17 protein-coding genes are annotated in these 20481 nt (G+C 64.3%); 13 read left to right on the top strand and 4 right to left on the bottom strand.

Annotated elements, in window-relative coordinates; translation table 11 throughout:
* Positions 1–13 precede the first annotated feature (13 nt).
* The 9 genes from KUW62_RS07310 to KUW62_RS07350 all read left to right on the top strand — a co-directional run bounded on the left by KUW62_RS07310 (position 14) and on the right by KUW62_RS07350 (position 7800).
* Complete coding sequence (locus tag KUW62_RS07310; protein WP_224814840.1) at positions 14–337, top strand: sarcosine oxidase subunit delta; 324 nt, start codon at positions 14–16, stop codon at positions 335–337.
* On the top strand, positions 334–3333 hold the full coding sequence (locus KUW62_RS07315) for a sarcosine oxidase subunit alpha family protein (protein ID WP_224814841.1): 3000 nt from the start codon (positions 334–336) through the stop codon (positions 3331–3333). Before KUW62_RS07310 ends, KUW62_RS07315 begins: the two co-directional genes overlap by 4 nt.
* Entirely contained in the window at positions 3326–3895 is a 570-nt protein-coding gene (locus KUW62_RS07320) for a sarcosine oxidase subunit gamma (RefSeq protein WP_224814842.1), read from the top strand. The genes KUW62_RS07315 and KUW62_RS07320 overlap by 8 nt, the downstream gene beginning before the upstream one ends.
* 81 nt (positions 3896–3976) lie before the next feature.
* A complete protein-coding gene (locus KUW62_RS07325) occupies positions 3977–4381 on the top strand; it encodes a hypothetical protein (protein ID WP_224814843.1) in 405 nt (134 codons plus the stop codon).
* A 98-nt stretch (positions 4382–4479) separates the two neighbouring features.
* On the top strand, positions 4480–5274 hold the full coding sequence (locus KUW62_RS07330) for a hypothetical protein (protein ID WP_224814844.1): 795 nt from the start codon (positions 4480–4482) through the stop codon (positions 5272–5274).
* 101 nt (positions 5275–5375) lie between these two features.
* Positions 5376–5975: a superoxide dismutase gene (locus KUW62_RS07335; protein WP_224814845.1), complete on the top strand. Its 600-nt coding sequence runs from the start codon at positions 5376–5378 to the stop codon at positions 5973–5975.
* A 120-nt stretch (positions 5976–6095) separates the two neighbouring features.
* Entirely contained in the window at positions 6096–6326 is a 231-nt protein-coding gene (locus KUW62_RS07340; protein WP_224814846.1) for a hypothetical protein, read from the top strand.
* Between the two features lie 2 nt (positions 6327–6328).
* A complete protein-coding gene (locus KUW62_RS07345) occupies positions 6329–6835 on the top strand; it encodes a host attachment protein (protein ID WP_224814847.1) in 507 nt (168 codons plus the stop codon).
* 311 nt (positions 6836–7146) lie between these two features.
* Positions 7147–7800, top strand: a complete 654-nt coding sequence (locus KUW62_RS07350; RefSeq protein WP_224814848.1) for a Crp/Fnr family transcriptional regulator — start codon at positions 7147–7149, stop codon at positions 7798–7800.
* Here the strand turns inward: KUW62_RS07350 and KUW62_RS07355 are convergent.
* A complete protein-coding gene (locus tag KUW62_RS07355) occupies positions 7797–8339 on the bottom strand; it encodes a TIGR00730 family Rossman fold protein (RefSeq protein WP_224814849.1) in 543 nt (180 codons plus the stop codon). The two genes, KUW62_RS07350 and KUW62_RS07355, sit on opposite strands and share 4 nt — an antisense overlap.
* Positions 8340–8452: 113 nt before the next feature.
* Here KUW62_RS07355 and KUW62_RS07360 point away from each other — a divergent pair, with 113 nt between their 5' ends.
* Positions 8453–9775, top strand: coding sequence for a LysM peptidoglycan-binding domain-containing protein (locus KUW62_RS07360; RefSeq protein WP_224814850.1), 1323 nt, complete (start codon positions 8453–8455; stop codon positions 9773–9775).
* Positions 9776–9926: 151 nt separating this feature from the next.
* Complete coding sequence (locus tag KUW62_RS07365) at positions 9927–11729, top strand: ABC transporter ATP-binding protein/permease (RefSeq protein WP_224817062.1); 1803 nt, start codon at positions 9927–9929, stop codon at positions 11727–11729.
* 5 nt (positions 11730–11734) lie between these two features.
* Here KUW62_RS07365 and KUW62_RS07370 read toward each other — a convergent pair whose 3' ends face one another.
* From KUW62_RS07370 to KUW62_RS07380, 3 genes are all read right to left on the bottom strand, one after another.
* A complete protein-coding gene (locus KUW62_RS07370) occupies positions 11735–12649 on the bottom strand; it encodes a fatty acid desaturase (RefSeq protein ID WP_224814851.1) in 915 nt (304 codons plus the stop codon).
* A gap of 70 nt (positions 12650–12719) precedes the next feature.
* A complete protein-coding gene (locus tag KUW62_RS07375) occupies positions 12720–16559 on the bottom strand; it encodes an efflux RND transporter permease subunit (RefSeq protein WP_224814852.1) in 3840 nt (1279 codons plus the stop codon).
* Positions 16556–17851: an efflux RND transporter periplasmic adaptor subunit gene (locus tag KUW62_RS07380; protein ID WP_224814853.1), complete on the bottom strand. Its 1296-nt coding sequence runs from the start codon at positions 17849–17851 to the stop codon at positions 16556–16558. Before KUW62_RS07380 ends, KUW62_RS07375 begins: the two co-directional genes overlap by 4 nt.
* A 303-nt stretch (positions 17852–18154) precedes the next feature.
* Here KUW62_RS07380 and KUW62_RS07385 point away from each other — a divergent pair, with 303 nt between their 5' ends.
* Together KUW62_RS07385 and KUW62_RS07390 are read left to right on the top strand one after the other, a co-directional pair.
* Positions 18155–19039, top strand: coding sequence for a hypothetical protein (locus KUW62_RS07385; protein WP_224814854.1), 885 nt, complete (start codon positions 18155–18157; stop codon positions 19037–19039).
* Positions 19040–19121: 82 nt separating this feature from the next.
* Complete coding sequence (locus KUW62_RS07390; RefSeq protein ID WP_224814855.1) at positions 19122–20480, top strand: PQQ-like beta-propeller repeat protein; 1359 nt, start codon at positions 19122–19124, stop codon at positions 20478–20480.
* Position 20481: the final 1 nt, after the last annotated feature.

The raw sequence follows: 20481 nt of genomic DNA on the forward strand, positions 1-20481 counted from the left end.
AGGAGATTTGCCCGTGCTGACCCTCCATTGTCCGGTCTGCGGCATTGATGCCTGCGAGACGGAGCTTGCCGCCGGTGGCGAGGCGCATCTGAAGCGGTACGGACCCGGATCAAGCGACGACCAGTTCGAGGAATACCTGTTCCTGCGCCCCAACACGAAAGGCGTCCATTTCGAGCGGTGGCGCCACGCGATGGGCTGCGGCAAGTGGTTTCTGGCGGCGCGCGATACCGCGACGCTGGAAGTGTTCGGGACCTATTCGGCCCAAACGCAGGAGCCGCCCAAGGCGATCATCGACGCCATCAAAGCCAAGCGCCCCGACTGGAGCCCCGAGACATGAGCCGCCTTTCCAGCCACGGTCGCCTGATCGACCGAGACACGAGTGTCAAATTCACGTTCAACGGCAAATGGATGCGTGGCCATGGCGGCGATACGCTGGCCTCTGCGCTGCTGGCCAACGGTCAGACATTGGTGGGACGGTCGTTCAAATATCACCGACCGCGCGGCATCGTGGCCGCAGGCGGGGAGGAGCCGAATGCGCTGGTGAACCTCGGCAGCGGCGCGCGCCATGAGCCGAACCAGCGCGCCACGACGACGGAATTATTCGAGCGGTTGGAGGCCACCAGCCAGAACCACTGGCCGAGCCTTGAATTCGACGTGGGCGCGATCAACGCGCTGGTGAGCCGGTTCCTGCCCGCGGGGTTCTACTACAAGACCTTCATGTTCCCGCGCGCCTTCTGGAAACACGTGTTCGAGCCGGTCATCCGCCAATCTGCGGGCCTGGGCGCCGCGCCCGATCCCGAAACGATGGATGTCGACCGGTACGAGCATTTCTACGCCCATGTGGATATCGTCGTGGCCGGGGGCGGGATCGCGGGCCTGATGGCGGCGCTGGAGGCGGGTCGTGCGGGCAAGCGCGTGCTGCTGGTGGAACAGTCTGCCCATTGGGGCGGTCGGGCCCCGGTCGACGGGGACGTGATCGACGGCAAGCCAGCGGCGGATTGGGTGAACGACGCCCTGCAAGAGATTGATATCATGCAGAATGTGACGCGGCGCAACCGTACGATGCTGGCCGGCGTCTATGACCACGGCTATGTCACGGCCTATGAGCGGGTGGGCGATCATCGCCCCGCTGAAGACGGTCCGCGCCATCGCCTGTGGCGCATCCGGGCCGATCACATCGTGTCGGCGACGGGCGCGATCGAACGCCCGCTGAGCTTCCCGGGCAACGACAAGCCGGGGGTCATGCTCGCCTGTGCCGTGCGCGACTATATCGTGAATTACGCGGTCGCGGCCGGGGATACGCTGGCCGTCGTGACCAACAATGACGACGGCTATCGCACGGCGCTGATTGCGTTGGATGCGGGCCTGCGCGTGGCATGCGTTGTCGATCCGCGCCCGGATGTGGACGGACCGCTGCCCCGCGCGGTGCGGGACCGGGGCGTCCGGGTGATAACCGGCGCGGCGATTTCGAAGGTGAAGGGCCTGAAACAGGTCGTGTCGATCCGCGTGCAGGCGCATCAAGGCTATGACGGCGGACATGAGGAAATCCCCTGTGACGTGGTCGCGATGTCCGGCGGCTGGTCGCCGGTGGTGCATCTGTGGTCCCATTGTGGGGGCAAGCTGAACTGGGACGAGGACCAAGCCTGTTTCCGGCCCGATCCCGCGCGTCCGCCGACCGATCAGAACGGCGCGGGATTCGTGACCTGCGTCGGCGCCGCCGATGGGGGCCTTCAGGGCGATGCGGCGTTTGCCTCGGTCGCGCAGCGGATGGGCGACCTTTTGGGCACGACAGTCCATGCGCCATCGGTCGATGTTCCGGAGGAGGGGGCGCTGGCCCCGATCTGGATCATGCCGGCACAGGCGGGTGCGAAAAAGCGCGCAAAGATGTGGCTCGATTTCCAGAACGACGTGAAAGTGTCGGACGTCATGCTGGCGGCCCAGGAGGGCTATGAGAGCGTGGAACATACCAAACGCTACACCACGCTTGGCATGGCAACGGATCAAGGGAAACTCAGCAATATCAACGGGCTGGCGGTGTTGGCGGAAGCATTGAATAAGGGCATTCCGCAGGTGGGCACGACGACCTTCCGCCCGCCCTACACGCCGATTTCCATGGGTTCCATTGCCGGAGAAGCGCGGGCCGAGATTTTCCAACCGCTGCGCCGCACCCCGATCCATGACTGGCACGAGGCGCGCGGCGCTTACATGGAGCCCGTGGGCGGCTGGCGGCGGCCCTATTGCTTCCCGCGCGAGGGTGAGAGCCACGCCGATGCCGTCAACCGGGAGATCGACGCCACGCGCCGGTCGCTCGGGCTGCTGGATGCCTCGACCCTTGGCAAGATCCTTGTGAAGGGCCCCGATGCGGGTCGGTTCATGGACATGCTCTACACCAACATGATGAGTAACCTGAAACCTAGGAAATGCCGTTACGGGTTGATGTGCTCCGAAAACGGGTTCTTGATGGATGACGGCGTTGTCGTGCGGCTGGACGACGAGACGTTCCTTGCGCACACGACCTCCGGCGGGGCCGATCATGTCCATGCCCATATGGAAGATTGGCTGCAATGCGAATGGTGGGACTGGAAGGTCCACACCGTCAACGTGACGGAGCAATGGGCGCAGATCGCCGTGGTCGGCCCGAATGCCCGCAAGGTGCTGGAGAAGCTTGGGGCGGATTTCGACCTCTCCGCCGATGCGCTGCCGTTCATGGCAATGGCGCAGGGCAAGATCGGCGGCTTCGATGCACGGGTGTTCCGCATCTCCTTCTCCGGTGAGCTGAGCTACGAGATTGCCGTACCCGCCAGCCAGGGCCGCGCGTTTTGGGACGCTCTGCACGAGGCAGGGGCCGAGTGGAACGCGATGCCCTACGGCACAGAGGCGCTGCACGTGATGCGCGCCGAAAAGGGGTTCATCATGATCGGGGACGAAACCGACGGCACGATCATTCCCCAGGACCTCGGGCTGAACTGGGCGATCTCCAAGAAGAAAGAGGATTTCCTGGGCAAGCGCGGGCAGGAACGGACCCACATGACCGATCCGAACCGCTGGAAACTGGTGGGGCTGGAGACCGTCGATGGCTCCGTCCTGCCGGACGGGTCCTACTGCATCGCGGGCGGGCGGAACGCCAACGGACAGGTCAACGTGCAGGGGCGCGTAACCTCCACCTACTACTCCCCCACGCTCAGTCGCGGGATCGCCATGGGCCTTGTTCTCAACGGGCCGGACCGCATGGGCGAGGTGGTGGAATTCAACAAGGTCGACGGATCGACGGCCAAGGCGAAGATCGTGAGCGCGGTCTTCTATGATCCGGAAGGGGAGAAGCAGAATGCCTGATCTTGCCAGCGCATTGCCCGGCGCACATTACGCCGGGATCGTCACCGTGGAAGAGGCCGGGCTGACCGGCATGGTGACGCTGAAAGCCGATCTGGATGCGGCGGTGGGCAAGGCCGTGAGGGCCGCCACCGGTCGGGATATTCCTGAGGCGCGGCGCGTGGTCGAAGGGAAGATGTCCGTCGCGTGGATGGCGCCGGACGAGCTGCTGATCCTGTGTGACTTTGCCGAGGCCGACACGATTGTGGCGGGTCTGTCGGACAAGCTGGGGGACGCTCATCACCTGGCCGTCAACGTCTCTGACGCACGCGCGGTCTTCCGGCTGAACGGGGCCGCGATCAAGGATGTCCTGGGGAAGCTGACCCCTGCGGACCTTCGGAAGCTGCAACCAGGAGAGATGCGGCGCACACGTCTGGCGCAGGTCGCCGCCGCGATCTGGTTGAGCGATGCGGAGACGGCCCACGTGATCTGCTTCCGATCCGTCGCGCAGTACATGTTCGACCTGCTGTTGACCGCCGCGCTTCCCGGTGGCGAAGTCGGGTATCACGAGGCTGCGCCCGGTTAATCGGATGCATCACTCGTGCAGGTTGAAGGCGGTAACACGCCCCGTTAGCCTTTGTTTGTACGACAAAAAACGGGTGACACGATGAAAAAACCACTCTCACGGCTGGGGCCGCTTGCACTTGTTGTGGCCATGGCGCTTCCGGGGGCGGCTATGGCGCAATCCTTTCTTTGCACCATCACGGAATCGGGTGGGACCAATGGCTGGATGCCGCCGTCGTTTCTGATCGAGTATTCCGGCGACAACGCAACTGTCACCCACGGCTGGGTTGGCGGACCGTCGAGCGTACAGACGCAAATCCGGGGCAATGACAATCGCCGTCGCCTGAACTACGTCCTTGGAGATGTGGGCGGCAGCGGTGGGCAGAGGGCGACCATGGCCTTCCGGTTGGTCCATACGATGGGGTCGGGCCAATTGCGCGTCTATATCGACCCGGTCGAGTATAGAAACTCCTATTCCGCGAGCGGGGCCTGCGCCCGGATGTCCTGAGGCAGCGCGGGGCGATCTTGCATCTGCATCGGCAGTCATAGTTTGGCCAAATTGAACGAGCACAACCGGACGGCACGCAATCTAGACCGGGATGCTCCATGCCGCATGATGCCAGACGCCCAAGGGCGGCCTCCTCCGCCATTGCCCTGCCGCGCCCCGGGGGCGGCCTGTCGCGGCCAGGGTTCTTTCCCAAGGCGCCGGGGCCCGGCCTTATCGTCTTTGCCATCGCCCTTGGCATCCTGCCTTCTGCCTTTGCGATCATCGTGGTGCTTGGTCACAAGCTGGAGGCCGGGTTCTATATGGATGCAGACTTCATCTGGGCGCAGCATCGCTGGCTGCTGATGGTGGCGAGTTTCGTGACGGTTCCGGCGCTCATCGCGCTGTTCTTCGTGTTGCGCGCCTTGCGCGGTGAAACCCGGGATCGGGGTCCTTTGATCGGGGTGGCCCTGGCCCTCGTCGCCACGATCTGCTGGGACTGGATCGCGGCGCAGGGTTTGCGCAGCCTGCTCAATCCCGTCATCACAACGCCCCAGATTGAGGCCGTGGCGGAGCGGATGACGCTGTCCTTGCCGGGGCTGGACGTGGCAGCGCGGGTCGACGGGGCGGTCTTCGTGATCGAATACATGGTGCCGGAAGACGCCCCGGTGGAGCAATTTGCGTCGCTACGCACGGGGCCTGCCATCTGTACCGAGTTGGGGGCCATGTTCTCCGGCCCCGTTGCTGTCGTGAGCCTTCGGATTACACGGCCGGACGGCGCGACAGTCACAAGCAACGTGGGACGCGCCGATTGCCGGGCCTGGTACCTGCGCGAGCGAGTTATTGCGAACCGCCCGCGGCCTCTTGGGGCACAGAGCGCGGGCAGTTTGCTTGTCACCCTCCTGCACGGGCGCTGAGCCGCGTCACCGAAAGGAACATTGACCGGCCCCTTGACGTTTACCCCCAGCGACCTCCATCTGTGCCGCAACGACATGAACCGAAACAGGGGGACCCCTTCATGGCCTTTCAACTTCCCGACCTTCCCTATGCGCACGACGCCCTTGCCGCCCACGGCATGTCCGCCGAGACGCTGGAATACCACCACGACCTGCACCACAACGCCTATGTCACCAACGGCAACAAGGCGATCGAGGGCACGGAGTGGGAGGGTAAGTCCCTCGAAGAGATCATCACCGGCACCTACGATGCCGATGCGGTCGCGCAATCCGGGATCTTCAACAACATCAGCCAGTTGTGGAACCACAACCAGTTCTGGGAAATGATGTCGCCCGACGTATCCTCCATGCCGTCCGAGCTGGAGAGCGCGATCAACGACAGTTTCGGCTCGGTCGATGAATTCAAGTCGCAATTCTCCGCCGCCGGGGCGGGGCAGTTCGGCTCCGGCTGGTGCTGGCTCGTGAAGAATGCCGATGGCAGCCTTGCCGTCACCAAGACGGAAAATGGCGTGAACCCGCTTTGCTTCAATCAGACAGCGCTTCTAGGCTGTGATGTTTGGGAGCATTCCTATTACATCGACTTCCGCAACAAGCGGCCCGATTACCTGAAGAATTTCCTCGACAATCTGGTGAACTGGGAAAACGTCGCCTCGCGCATGTGATCCTGGTCCCGATTTGGAATGCAAAGGCCCGCCGAAACCGGCGGGCCTTTTCGCGTTTTCGGGAACCGGAATCCTAGGGTCCGCGTTGACCCGATGATCACCGCAGAAGGAGGATACGACATGGCCGAACGCGCCAGATCCAGCGACGGAAAAAGCGAAACCAAGGCGCTTCTGGGCGACATGCCCGAGACGCCCGATCACCAAGGTCGCGAAGGCGGTGATCTTGCGCGCAAAACCGGCACCAAGGCCGACATGCGCAAATTTCTCAACGGGTCCGCCGGGGCGACACGGGTCACGAAGTCCGATGAGGACAAGCCCGGCACCGACAATCTGGGCGAAAGGAACAAGTAACCATGGCCGATCCGCTTCGACATCCCGATATCGACTACGTGCGCGAAAATCGGTCCCCGTTGACCGAAGGCACCTGGGTGCTTGTGGCCGACGGCGAAAAGGCACTTTTCTTGCGCAATGACGGCGACGCCGACGCCCCGAACCTGATTGTCGTCCGCGAGGAGGAGCAGGAAAATCCGCCCACCCACGAGCAAGGCACGCACAAGCCGGGTCGCTTCAACGATGGCCCGTCCGTGCACCGCTCCGCCGTGGCGGATACCGATTGGCACTGGCTCGAAAAGGAACGCTTCGCCGCCGATATGGCCGACATTCTTTACAAGATGGCGCATAAAGGCCGCTTCGACCGTCTGATCGTCGCAGCCGCGCCCAAGATCCTGGGTGAATTGCGCAAGGAGATGCACCAGGAAGTGACGGGAAAAATAGTGGCGGAGGTCGACAAGACCCTGACCAATCATCCGATCGACGAGATTGCCAAGATCGTGGCGGACGCGGCAACGCCCGACGCATGACATTCATAAAGCCCCCGCTGTAGCCAGCGGGGGCTTTTGCTTGCGAAGGGGCGTGCGGCGATATTCAGTTGGACGATGGCTGATCCCAGCGGAGACCGCCGTGGGTCGGCTGGTGCATCCTATTGCCGGTTGAGGGATCCGTCCCATGAGCTCAAGCCACAATACGATAGTTCACCGCACCTATGACGCCGCGGGCCATTCAGGCAGCAAGACCGAATTCCAGAAGCGCCGCATTCCTAATCGCGGCAGCAAGGCTTGACCCCGGCACGTTAAGCAGGGCGCAATGGTGCCGGGTGATCTTGGGGGACAACATGGCATTTCTGTTCAACGGCGCATTGGCCATCCTGGTGCTGGCCATGCTGATGCGGTCATTCCTGTGGCTGCGCGCGCTGGTGATCGTGGCGGCGGTGTTTTTCCTGGTCCTGGCCACGATGGTTTTGGGCGACGGCATGCTGAGCTTCTGGGCATTGATGCTGATCGCGGTGAACCTCCTGCAACTCTACCGCACGGAATGGAGCAACTTCCTTGCCCCTTTCAATGCCGAGGAACAGGCGATGGTGTCCGAACACCTCCCGGGTCTGAACAGGGACGAAGCGCGGCGTCTGCTTGATCAGGGGCAATGGCTGAAACTGCCCAACGGCCAACCGCTTAGCGCGGAGGGGCAGCCGGTGGACCATCTTTACTATATCGCCAAGGGCCATGCGGATGTTGAAGTGGTGGACGACGTGGTGTCGGTCTGCCGCGAGGGGAATTTCGTGGGGGAGATGACGGTGATGACCGGCGCGCCAGCCAGCGCCACCGTGACAATCGGCAGTCCTACGGCACAGCTTTGGCGGATCGAGGCAGGGAAGCTGCGCGCGCTGCTGGAAGGGCAGGACGCGATCGCCCGCGCGCTTGATGCAGCCTTTGCCCGGAATTACCGCGACAAGCTGGGGCGGATGAACCGCAGGGCGTTGGAGGATTAGGTCGCCAAGGCGGCCATCAACGCCTCTACATCCGGGACGACCTGCACGAACTCGAGCAGGCTTGGGTCGGCGAACCCCTCGGACACCACGTGGTCCATGAGAGCGCATAACGGTGCCCAGTAACCTTCGGTGTTCAGGAGGAAAATCGGCTTGTCGTGCAGGCCCAATTGCCGCCAGGTCAGAACCTCGAAAAACTCATCGAGCGATCCGGCGCCGCCGGGAAGGACCACGACCGCATCGGCATTCATGAACATGACCTTCTTTCGTTCATGCATCGTCTCGGTCACGACGAAGGTGGTGAGATCGGTCTTGCCGACCTCGCGGTCAAGCAGGTGGGTGGGGATCACGCCGAATGTCTCCGCACCCTGGGATTGGGCCGCGCGGGCCACGGCACCCATCAGGCCCACATCGCCCGCACCATAGACAAGCCGCATCTTCGCACCCGCAATGGCATGGCCGAGCGCCGTCGCCGCGACCTCATATTCCGGCCGCGCCCCGGCGCGAGAGCCACAATAGACACACAACGAAAGCCTTCGCATCACAACACCTTGCGTTTCAAACCCGCTTGCGCCCTGATAGTGGGCATTCGCAAGGCACTCAAGCGCCGTGGGCGGTCGGGTGCGGGGGAAGGCTGCAAGCGAAGGGGTCTCCGATGAAACTCGCGGCCATGTTCGGGTCCAGTAGCGGCGCAATCGCCACGGCGGCGGGTGCGGCGATCCTGGTCGTGGGCGGGGCGATCGGCTACACGGTGATGAACCGCTCAGACCCGGTGGACGACGCGCCGGTGCAGTCGGCCATGCCGGTTATGACCGAAGACGATGCATTGCAAGTGGCGGACCCAACAGCGCCCGACATCGCGGCGTCGGATGTGGAGCCGACCGTGCCACAATTCGCGGCGCCGAGCCTGGATCTTGTCCGCGTGGCCCCCGACGGAAACACCGTGATCGCGGGCCAGACGGAGCCGGGAATGGCGATCGCAATCATGCTGGACGGACAGGAGATCGCCTTGGTCGATGCCGACCGGGCAGGCGATTTCGTGGCGCTGCTGTCCCTGGATCCCTCGGAGACGCCGCGCACGATCTCGGTCGAATTGCGCGGCCCGGACGAGGTGAGCGTCGCCGGATTGGAAACGATCCTTGTTGCGCCCTTCGGGGCAGTGGATGTGGCGGAGGCCGATACTGCCCCCTTGCCGGAGGAGAACACGCCGGCTGCACCTGATGGCACCGAAATTTTAGCGTCGGATACACCGGCAGTGGCCACGGCGCAGGCGCTCGCAAGCGGGGCCCTTGCCAATGCGCCCGACCCGGCGGCGACCGCCCCGGCGGCCCCGGCGGCCCCGTCACCCTCCGTCAATGTCGCGGACCTGTCGTCAGAGACGCAACCGGTGCCGCAGCCCGTACCGGCCCGCGCCGAAGCGCCCGCCGTGGTCATCGCGGGGCCGGAAGGCCTGCGCATCACCCAAGGCCCCGGGAACCAGCCCGATGTCCTGACCGCCGTGCAGCTTGACGCGATATCCTACAATGCCGACGGCGCGGTGATCCTTGCCGGTCGGGGACCGGCGGCGGCGGACATCCAGGTCTATCTCAACAACCAGCCGATCCAGTTGGGGGAAATCGGGGAAGGCGGGTCGTGGTCGCTTCAACTGCCCGATGTCGATCCTGGGACCTACACGCTGGCCGTGGCGGAACTGGCCGACGATGGTTCGGTGGAAAGCCGGGTGGAGACGCCGTTTCTGCGCGAAGACCCCGAGCGCGTTGCCGAAGCACCGGCGCAGGCCGCGAACCGGGGCATCGACGTAATTACCGTACAGCCGGGCTTCACCCTTTGGGGCATGGCGGAGGATACGTTCGGGGACGGTATTCTCTACGTTCAGATCTTCGAGGAGAACCGCGACCAGATCCGCGATCCCAACTGGATCTTCCCCGGCCAGATCTTCCGTATGCCCGATCAGGGGGAGGAGGCCGCCGCGAACTGACCCCGCCCCTCTGGTCCTTCCCCTGCGCGGGGCCTAGTTATGGGGGGAACAGATCAGGACGCCAGCTTCCATGCCAGCCGATACCTCCGCCCCGACGCAGCCGGGGCAATCCACCGATGTGCAAGACCAGGTCGCGGCAGAGGCCGAAGCCATGGCCCGCGCCGAGGAGGCCGAACGCCGCTCCGCTTGGCGCACGATCCGAAAGGTCGCCCCCTATCTTTGGCCCGATGACAAGCCGTGGGTGAAGCAGCGGGTGGTGATTGCGCTCATCATGTTGGCTATGGCCAAGGTGATCGCTGTCGCCACACCGTTTTTCTACCGCGAGGCGGTGAACCTCCTGTCGGGCGAAAGCGCTTCACCCGCCTGGGCGCTGGGGATGGGGGCCGTGGCGATCACGGTCGTCTACGGCATGGCGCGCGCGATGAACGTGGGCTTCCAGCAATTGCGCGACGCGATCTTCGCGCGGGTGGCGCAGCGGGCATTGCGGCAATTGGCGTTGGAGACGTTCCGCCATATCCACGCGCTCAGCCTGCGGTACCACATCGCGCGCAAGACCGGGGGGCTCAGCCGGGTCATCGAACGCGGCGTGAAGGGCGTGGAATTCCTTCTGCGCTTCTTGTTGTTTTCCGTGGGGCCGCTGATCCTTGAACTGGCGTTGACGGGCATCATCCTGGCGGTCGTTTTCGACATCACCTATCTGATCGTCCTGTCTGTCACGATCGGGATCTATATCTGGTTTACCTTCAAGGTCACGGAATGGCGCGTTCGCATCCGCAAGGAGATGAACGACCAGGACACCGACGCCAACCAGAAGGCGATCGACAGCCTGCTGAACTTCGAGACGGTCAAGTATTTCGGGGCCGAGGGGCGGGAAGCCGCGCGGTATGACAGCGCGATGGAGGGATACGAGTCAGCGGCGCTCAAGACATCCTATTCGCTCGCCTTCCTGAATTTCGGGCAATCCCTGATTATCACGAGCGGCCTTGTGGCCGTCATGGTGATGGCGGTGATGGGCGTGCAATCGGGAGAACTGACCGTTGGCGATTTCGTCATGGTCAATGCCTACATGATCCAGATTACCATGCCGCTCAATTTCCTTGGCACCGTATACCGGGAAATCCGCCAGGCGTTGGTGGACATGGGGGAGATGTTCGATCTGCTCGAACAGCCGCAGGAGGTGCGCGATGCAGAAGACGCGCGTCCCTTGCAGGTGCGCGGTGGACACGTACAGCTCAAGAATGTGCGCTTTGGGTACGAGGCGGAGCGCGCGATCCTCAAAGGTGTCGACATTGATATTCCCGCCGGTCAGACCGTGGCCGTCGTCGGCTCCAGCGGGTCGGGCAAATCCACAATCGGGCGGCTGATGTTCCGGTTCTACGATGTGGGCGACGGTGCGATTACCATCGACGGACAGGACTTGCGCGATGTGACGCAAGCGAGCCTGCACGCGCAGATCGGCGTCGTGCCGCAGGATACCGTGCTGTTCAATGACACAATCTACTACAACATCGCCTATGGGCGGGACGGCGCAACGCAGGACGACGTGGAACAGGCGGCGCGCGCGGCGGCGATCCACGACTTCATTCTGTCGCTGCCCGATGGGTATGAGACGATGGTGGGCGAGCGGGGCCTGAAGCTGTCGGGCGGTGAAAAGCAGCGCGTGGGCATCGCGCGCACGCTGTTGAAGGATCCCCCGATCCTCGTGCTGGACGAGGCGACAAGCGCGCTCGACACCGATACGGAGATGGAGATCCAGGCCGAGTTGAAAGCGATGGGAGAGGGGCGAACGGTCCTGACCATCGCGCACCGCCTGTCTACCATCGTTGATGCGGATCGGATCGTGGTGCTGGAAAAGGGCGAAGTGGTGGAGCAGGGCACCCACGACGAATTGTTGGATCGCGACGGACGCTACGCGCAGCTGTGGCACCGGCAGGCGGCGGACGAAGCGGCGTAAGGGGGTTAACGGCCCGCCGCGCGGCTTTCGAATGTGTCCCGCGCAAACCGGGCGTAGCCGTCGGTCTTGGTGTGCAGGTGTGGCTCTGCCAGCTCATGCAGGCCGGGCAGGGCATGGAACGGCACCATGGGCCAGGCGTGATGCTCCGCATGATACGGCATGTTCCAGGCAAGGAAATTGACGATGCGCGTGGTCGTGGTCGTCCGCGAATTGGCGAACATGTTGGCGACCTGCGGGCAGCGGTCGTGTTCCGCCAGTAGATAGAGCCGCAGGACCGGGAACCCAAGGATCAGCGGGAGGAGCCAGATCCAGAACAGGATCGGGGCCACGCTGACCATGGCGAGGAAGGCGGCCGCGTAGATTGCCAGATATACACGCGCTTCGACACGGATCGGGCCGCGTTGCCGGTCCGCGATGAAGGGCGCGGGGGACGGGCCACTTGCGTTGCCGAGCAGGACGGAGAGCTTCGCGCGCCAGTACCCGATCGTGGACAAGTGCCACAGCAGGGCTTGGAGTGTCTCGGGCTTGCCGTCCGACAATTCGGGGTCGAGTTCGGGATCGTTGGTGTGCTTGTGGTGTGCCATGTGAAACGCACGGAACCACAGGAACGGTTGCACCAAGACAATGCCGCAAAGATGGCCAACCGCGTCGTTCAGCCAAGGCGACGCGAAGGGCGTACGATGGGTGCACTCGTGCTGCAACGTGAACAGAAACGTGAGCGTGATGCCGAGGGGCAGCAAGACGAGCCACCAAAGCGGGCCGCCCCACGCCACATAGCTCGCACACGCCGCGATCAGCCCGACATGCCCCGCCAGATGCAGCAACCCGGCCCGGTCGGAGCGGGCGGTGAACCGCGCCCGGTCCTCGGGCGGAAGGCTGGCGAGAAAGGCGCGGTGGTCTAGGGCGGGGTCGGTGGACATCGCCGGTACGATACGCGGCTCAGGTCCGAGATGAAAAGGCCGGGCTCCATCTGAACCCGGCCTTTTTCGGTCATTCCGCCGCGCGCAGGGGCGGTCGTGGCGGCACGTCATTGTCCAGCTCCGTATCCTCATAGGGATCGGGGGCTGGCGGCAGGTCCGGCGGCGCGGGGGGCAGCGTCGGCTCTTCCGTCAGGGTCTCCGCCATCGGGATGTCGTCCTCGGGCACTTCAAGGGCCCCGACTTCATCCTGACGCGGGTCTTCGTCCCAGAAAATGATCGGATCGCGCGCGCGCCGGGCCTGGCGTTGCAGGGCCCAGTCCTGGGCCCGCGTGCTCATCCGGTTGGCGCCGACCATAGCAAGGCCACGCGCGCCCGCCCCAAGGATCGTCCAGAACCAGATCCGGAGCGCCAGAAGCGACGGCGTGAAGATCAACGTCAGGAACGTCGCGATGCCAAGGCCCCAGACAACGGCGGTCGCCAATTGCTTCCACCACAGGGCCGTCGGGCTGTCGACCGTATAGCCGCCCGCCCCGAAATCGAGCGAGATGCCGTACATCATCGGGGCCAGACCGGCCATTGTCGTGATCGTGGTCAGAAGGACGGGGCGGATGCGCGATTCAACGGTGCGCACCACCGCTTCCAGCCGCGGCATGTAGCGGGAATATTCCTGATATGTGTCAATCAGGACGATGTTGTTGTTCACGACGATCCCGGCCAAGGCCACGATCCCCGTTCCCGTCATGATGATCGAGAAGGTCTGATCCATGAAGATCATGCCCCACAGCACACCCGTGGTGGACAGGACGACCGCCAGAAGCACCAGGATCGAGTTGTAGATCGAGTTGAACTGCGCCAGCAGGATGATGAACATCAAGCCAAGCGCGGCGGAAAACGCGACCATCAGGAACTGGCCGGATTCTTCCTGCTCTTCCTGATCGCCCGCCCATTCCCAACTGACCGATGCGGGCAGGGGATTTTCGGTTTCCAACCACTCGGTGATCTGGGTGATCCGCTCGTTGGGGTTGACCGGGGTCAGGGAATAGGTGCCGTCCTCCAGCCCCGCTTCGATATCGGCGGTCGACAGGCCGTCATAGGCCGCGAAGACCTGGTATTCGGCATCGCCGAACGCGAAATCCGCGCCGCCGCCTGTCGCGACCTCTTCCATGTCGCGCACGATGGTGACGATATTGCCGTCCTCATCGGTGACACCCGACAGGCCGGATGTGACGTCGGCCTTGACCATGAAGAAGCGGCTCTGGTCGATCCGCTCGATAGTGGCCAGTTGCGGCGTCGGCTCGTAGGTCACGAAGTTCGACAGCGGGATCAAACCTTCCTGTGTTCTGACCCGCAGACTGTCGAGCGTCGACAGCACGCGCGCTTCTTCCGGGAAGCGCACGCGGATGTCGATTTCCTCGTCCGAGGTCGGCACACGCATCGTGTCGAGCAATATGCCGCGCGTAACCAGCTGGACCATCGCGCCCACGGTCGCGACATCCGCGCCGAAGCGGCCCGCGGCCTCCACGTCCACATTGATCTGCCAGTCGATGCCGGGCAGGGGGCGGGTATCCTCGATCAGGATCAGGCCGTCCAATTGCTCGTAATAGGCGCGCACGATGGCGGTGGCCTCCTGCAATTCCTCCCAATCGTCGCCGACAAGGCGCAGGGAAATCGGCTTGCCCTCCGCAGGACCGGTGGAAGCCGAAAAAATCTCCGTCTCGATGCCGGGGATCAGGTCAAGTCGCGCTTGCAGGCGTTCAAGAATGATGTCGCCATCGGCCCGTTCGCCCCATGGCTCCAGGTCGATCTGAACCTGCCCGATCGTGTCGGCGGGGGCCGCCGCGCCGCCGGTATTGTTGTCCAACCCACCGCTGCCGGCGAAGGCGAACACATCGCGAATGCCTTCATGGGCCAGCACGATTTCTTCGACCTGGCGGACCAGCGCATCCTGCTCCTCCAACGAAAGATTGCCCCGGGCGCGGACATAGACGATGGCGTTCTCGGGCTCCGTCGCCACGAAGAATTCGACGCCGTTGTTGTTCTCTCCGAAATACATGAACGTGTAGGTGACGAAGCCCAGAACCGCGGCGATGGAGACGAGCGGCATGACAGGATTGCCCGTCAGCATGTGGATCACCCAACCGAACGGCGTCCGCTTGTACCCCGCCTGGACCGCCCGTTCGCGCCGTTGCCACTGGACCGACGCGATGATGACGGACATCACGACGCAGACGAGGACGAAGACCACCGCGGAGATCGCCATCGCGATCATCGGCGACAGGGTATCGGGCAGGGGAAAGAGAACGCCCGGGCGAACGACCTGAAGCGCCGCAAGGAACATCAGATAGGCCCCGCCGAGCGCGAGGAGCGCGCGGACGGGATACCACGGTATCAGCGCCTTCAGCCAAGCGGAGGCGTTGTCGATCACGCGGCTGAACCGTGCGGCCACACCGCCCAGAACCGGCAGATAGATCAGCGCCACGATCAGCGAGGCCGACAGGACGAAGATCAGCGTCACCGGCAACATGCCCATGAACTCGCCAGGCACGCCGGGCCAGAACAGCATCGGCAGGAAGGCGCAAAGCGTGGTGGCGGTGGAGGAGACGATGGGCCAGAACATGCGCTTGGCCGCATCGGCATAGGCCTGCATCGGGCGGGCCCCTTCCTGCAGGCGGCGGTCGGCGTATTCCACCACCACGATGGCCCCGTCCACCAGCATCCCCACAGCCAGGATCAGACCGAACATCACGATGTTTGAGATGGTGATGCCCATCACGCCCAGAAGGATGAAGCACAACAGGAACGAGGTCGGGATCGCGAAGCCCACCAGCAGGGCCGAGCGCGTGCCGAGCGCGGCAAGGACCACGATCATCACCAATGCAATCGCCGTCAAGACGGAGCCTTCAAGCTGCCGCACCATGCCGTCGACCTGCACCGACTGGTCCAGCGTCGTCTCCACGTTCACCGACGCCTGCAATTCCTCCGGCCAGGAGGCCTGCACACGGTCTACTTCCTCGCGGATCAGCGCGACCGTGTCGATGATGTTGAACCCCTGCCGCTTGACCACCTGAAGGGCAACGGTCGTCTCGCCGTTGAAGCGCGCGGTCCCGGAACGGTCCTGGTAGGTCAGCCGGATGTCGGCCAGTTCGCCCAAGGTCACGACACGGTCGCCGTTCACCGTAATGGCAAGGTTGTAGACGTCCTGAGCATTGTCGAAACTGGACGGGATGGTGATGGAGATCGAGCCGCTTTCCGTCTCCACCTCACCGGCTGCGATCAGCTGGTTGTTGTTGACGACTGCGTTGATCAGGTCGGCGGCGGTGACGTCATAGGCTTCCAACGCGAGGGGGTCGAGGATCACCTCAAGCATCTCGTCGCGCGTGCCTGCAAGACCGGCTTCGAGCACGGGGGACAGGGTTTCAAGCTGCGCCTGCATCTCGTTGGCGAGGCGGATCAGCGTGCGTTCTGGCGCGTCGCCGGAAAGGGCCACCACGATGATCGGGAACTCGGAGAAGTTGATTTCGTTGATCGAATAGCTTTCGGCCCCGGAGGGAAACTGCACCTCCGCCCGGCCCATCGCATCACGGACATCGGCGATGGTTTCGCCCTTGTCCCAACCGAACTCGAATTCGAGGAAGACGCCCGCGTAGCCTTCCGCCGCGGTGGCGTTGATGCTGAGCAAGCCGTCGAGATCCTGGAATTCCGCCTCCATCGGGCGGACCAGCAGGCGTTCACTGTCGGTGGCCGAAATGCCGGGGAAGGGGACGGAGACGAAGAGGCCGGGGATGTCGATATCCGGCTCCCCTTCCTTGGGCAGGCCCACATAGGCCATCGTGCCTGCCGTCAGTGACAGCACGACGAAGGCAAGGACCATGCGCGCACGGCCAGCGGCCCAATCTATCAGGCCGGTCATTGCGTCAGCTCCTCAAGGGTGGTGCGCACCTCGACCCCGGCGGTCACGAATTCCTGGCCGACGGTGATGACATCCGCCGTCTCCGGCAAACCGGTCAGAAGCACACCGCGCGCGGTGTCGCGGATCATCTGGACGGGCGTGAATTCAACCACGCCATCCACCACGATGCGCACGCCCAATTGGCCGTCATCGTTCAGCGTCATGGCCGAGGCCGGAAGAAGATGCGCGGGCGTCCCCTCGGTCCGGATCAGGATATCCGCCGTCTGACCATCTCGGATCGTCAGGTCGGAATTGTCGACCATGATCTCCACCCGGAAGGTGCGGGTCCGGTCATCGGCGGAGCGGCTGAGGAACGTCACCTCGCCCTGGACCTGGTCGCCGCTGGCTAGTTGCGCGGTGGCCATGGCCCCGACCTCAACCCGGCCCACCTGCGCCTCGGGGACGAAACCAACCAGCTTGATCGGATCAAGCTGGATGATCGTGGCGCAGATCGCGCCCGGCTGCATCAGAGTGCCGAGTTCCGCGGTGTCGGTTTCCAGCAACCCCTCGAACGGGGCGTAGATCGTCAGATCGGCAATGGCGTCCTCAGCGCGGGTCACGGCGGCTTCTGCCGCGCGCACGCTGGCCAGCGCGGATTGCACGCCCGCCTCCGCTCCCTGAACCCCGGCCATGGCGCTTTCCACGCCCGCCTCGGCCCCGGCGACACCGGCGGCGGCGGAGGCCGCGCGCGTGTCAGAGCCAAACCCGGATTCGTTCAGGCGGGAGGCTGCATTCCCGTCGATCCGTGCGGAGGCCAGTTGCGCTTCGGCCTGGGCCAGCATCGCGCGCGCCTCGGGCAGGCGTGCCTCGGCCTCCGGCACCCGAGCCCGCGCTTCGGCAAGACGCGCCTGCGCCTCTTCCAGGGCGGTCTGACTGGTGCCGGGGTCGATCTCGCACATGACCTGGCCTTCTTCGACGAAGGCACCGGCGCGGATCGGGGTGGAGATGATACGCCCCATCGCCTCCGACGCGACATCGACAAGACGTAGAGCTTCCGTGCGGCCGCGCAAAAGCACCGCATTCTCCGTCACTTGCGCCTCGGACCGGCGGACGACCACATGGATACGGTCATCATCGGGATCGGTGACCTCTTCGGTGTCGGCGACATCTGCTTCCGGTGTGGCCTCGGTCGGCGCATTGGTCGGTTCGGGCACGAACCCACTGGCGAAGCTCACAAGCGCGTCCCGGTTGAGGATCGCGAAATAGAGCGCAACGCAGACAAGGGCTGCGGTGATCAGGGGGAAGAGCCTCATGGCATGTGCCTTTTCTCGTCTGGAACGCCGGTTCGTTCCGGGACAGATATTGTTCGCGTTTGGGTCGGTTCGACAGGATCGTGTGTGTGCTACACGAAGATACGCTGAACCGACCCGTTCAGATTACTTTTTGGTTCAGAAAACCACAAGTCTAAACTGAACGGTTCAGATTACTCTTCCCAAGGACGGCCGCGCGCCCGCGAAAACAGGCAGGGCCGCGATCGTTCGGCAGGCCTTGCCCCATGTACCGCGCCGGGGTAAGCCACGGGCAAGTGGTTAAGAATTCGGGGGTGGGCGGCGTCCATGACCAATACCGACAGTTTCATCGAAGAGGTCAGCGAAGAGGTCCGCCGCGACCGTCTGTTCAAGCTGTTCCGCCGGTGGGGATGGGTGGCCGTTCTGGTCGTCGTCGGGATTGTCGGGGGGGCCGCCCATTTCGAATGGCAGGCTGCGCAGGACCGCGCCCAGGCGGAAGCGTTCGGCGATGCGGTTCTGGGCGCGCTGGACGGCGAGGACCCCGAGGCGCGCATCGCGGCCCTGCAGGCCGTCGATACACCGACGCCCGAGGCGCAGATCATCCTCGCACTTCTTGCCGCAGCTGAGGCTGCGAATGGCGACGACCCGTCCGAGGCCGCCACGCGGCTGAGAGAGGCGGCCGCGGCCCCGGGCCTTCCGCGCCGGTTTGCCGATCTGGCACTTCTGAAAGCCGAAATGCTGGATCCGGCCCCGGAGGATGAGGCGCGCCTGATCCTTGAGACGCTGGCCGCCCCCGGCGCGCCCTATTCGGCGTTGGCGGAGGAGCAATTGGCCCTTCTGGACGTGCGCAGCGGAGATGTGGAGGCCGGGCTGGATCGCCTGCGCTCCATCGAGCGGAGTGCCGCGGCCACGGCAGGCTTGCAACAACGCGCCGCACAGTTGATTGTGGCGCTCGAAAGTGGTGCAGTGCTGGTGGACGAAGCGCCGGACGCAGTGGCGCCTGAGCCTGTGGACGAAGATGCGCCAGCCGAAGAGGATGCGACTGTTGAAGAGGATGCCGCTCCGCTGAACGATACCGCCCCGGCGGAGGAGGGGACTCCCGCGGAGGATGCCGGGGTAACCGAAGCGGACACGACCGACGGTGACGCAGACGCCGCCACGGCGGACGAAGAAGCAGCCCCCGCCGAGGACGCGGAAGCGACGGACGAATAAGCCGCCGAGGCGCGCAAGGATTGAGACGATGACGGGCAAGGCGGCCGATCCCGCCCCCAAGAACAACAAACGGACGCGGGCCATGAGCACAGCACATCCGACCAAATCGCGGAACATGATCCGGGCCGGTGGCCTGTTGATCGCCTCCACCCTGTTCGTTGCGGCCTGCGAACGGGAAACGGTCTTGCCGGGCGAACGTTTCTCCATCGACACGCCGCTCTCCCAGACCCTCGCCGGGGAGGCATCGGCACCAGCCTCCGCGGCGGATGCGCCGCGCGCCATCTCACTTCCCGGTGTGACCCGTATCGGCGCGTGGGAGATGAGCGGTTTTGACGCCACCAACCGCACACCCCATGCCGCCCTCGGCAGCAGCCTGACGCCGATCTGGTCGGCCGAAATCGGCAACGGCAATTCGCGCCGCAACCGGATCACCGCCGATCCCGTGGCCGCCGATGGGCGCGTCTTCACCATGGATTCGCGCGCCGGTGTCGTTGCGACGGCGCTTGCGTCGGGTGCCGCACTCTGGACGGCGGATTTGCAGCCGGGCTTTGACCGGGGGGGGGCCGTATCTGGCGGTGGCCTCGCGGTATCGGGCGGACGGCTTTACGCGACCACCGGTTTCGGGGAATTGATCGCGCTCGATCCTGCCACGGGTGCCGTGCAATGGCGCCAGCGGCTTGACGCGGGCATCGGCTCTCCCACGGTCCATGGTGGCACGGTCTATGTCGTCAGCCGCAACAACCAGGCTTGGGCGGTGGATGCCGCGACGGGGCGCATCGACTGGCAATTGCCCGCCACCAACGGGGAGGCGCTCCTGACCGGCGGTGCAGCCCCCGCGATCACGGATCGCCTGGTGGTCTTCCCCTTCGGCTCGGGGGAGATCGTGGGCACGCTGCGCCGTTCCGGCGCGCCGTTCTGGACCACGACTGTCGCGGGCGGACGTTCGGGCGTGGCCTATGCCAACATCAATGACATCACCGGCGATCCGGTCATCGCCAATGGCCGCATCTATGCCGGCAATCAATCGGGCCGCGTCGTCGCACTTGATCCGCGCACGGGCGGCCGCCTCTGGACCGCGGAGGAGGGAGCCTATTCCCCGGTTCTCGCCACGGGCAACGATTTGTTCTTCGTCTCGGACCGCAACGAATTGATCCGCATCGACGCGGGCAGCGGTGCGCGTATCTGGGGTACGGAGCTTCCGCTTTACGTCAATGATCGGGAGCGCCGCCGCCGCGCGGTCTTCACCCATTACGGGCCGATCCTTGCCGGTGGACGCCTGATCGTGGCATCCGGCGACGGGAATGTCCGCATGTTCAGCCCGGAATCCGGCGCGCTGGTCGGTGCGGCGGAGATGCGCGATGGCGCGGCCGCCCATCCCATCGTGGTCAATGACACGCTTCTGGTCGTAACGGCTGACGGACGCCTGCAAGCCTTCCGCTAGG

This window comes from Hasllibacter sp. MH4015 (genome assembly GCF_020177575.1).
In the GTDB taxonomy this organism is placed as follows: domain Bacteria; phylum Pseudomonadota; class Alphaproteobacteria; order Rhodobacterales; family Rhodobacteraceae; genus Gymnodinialimonas.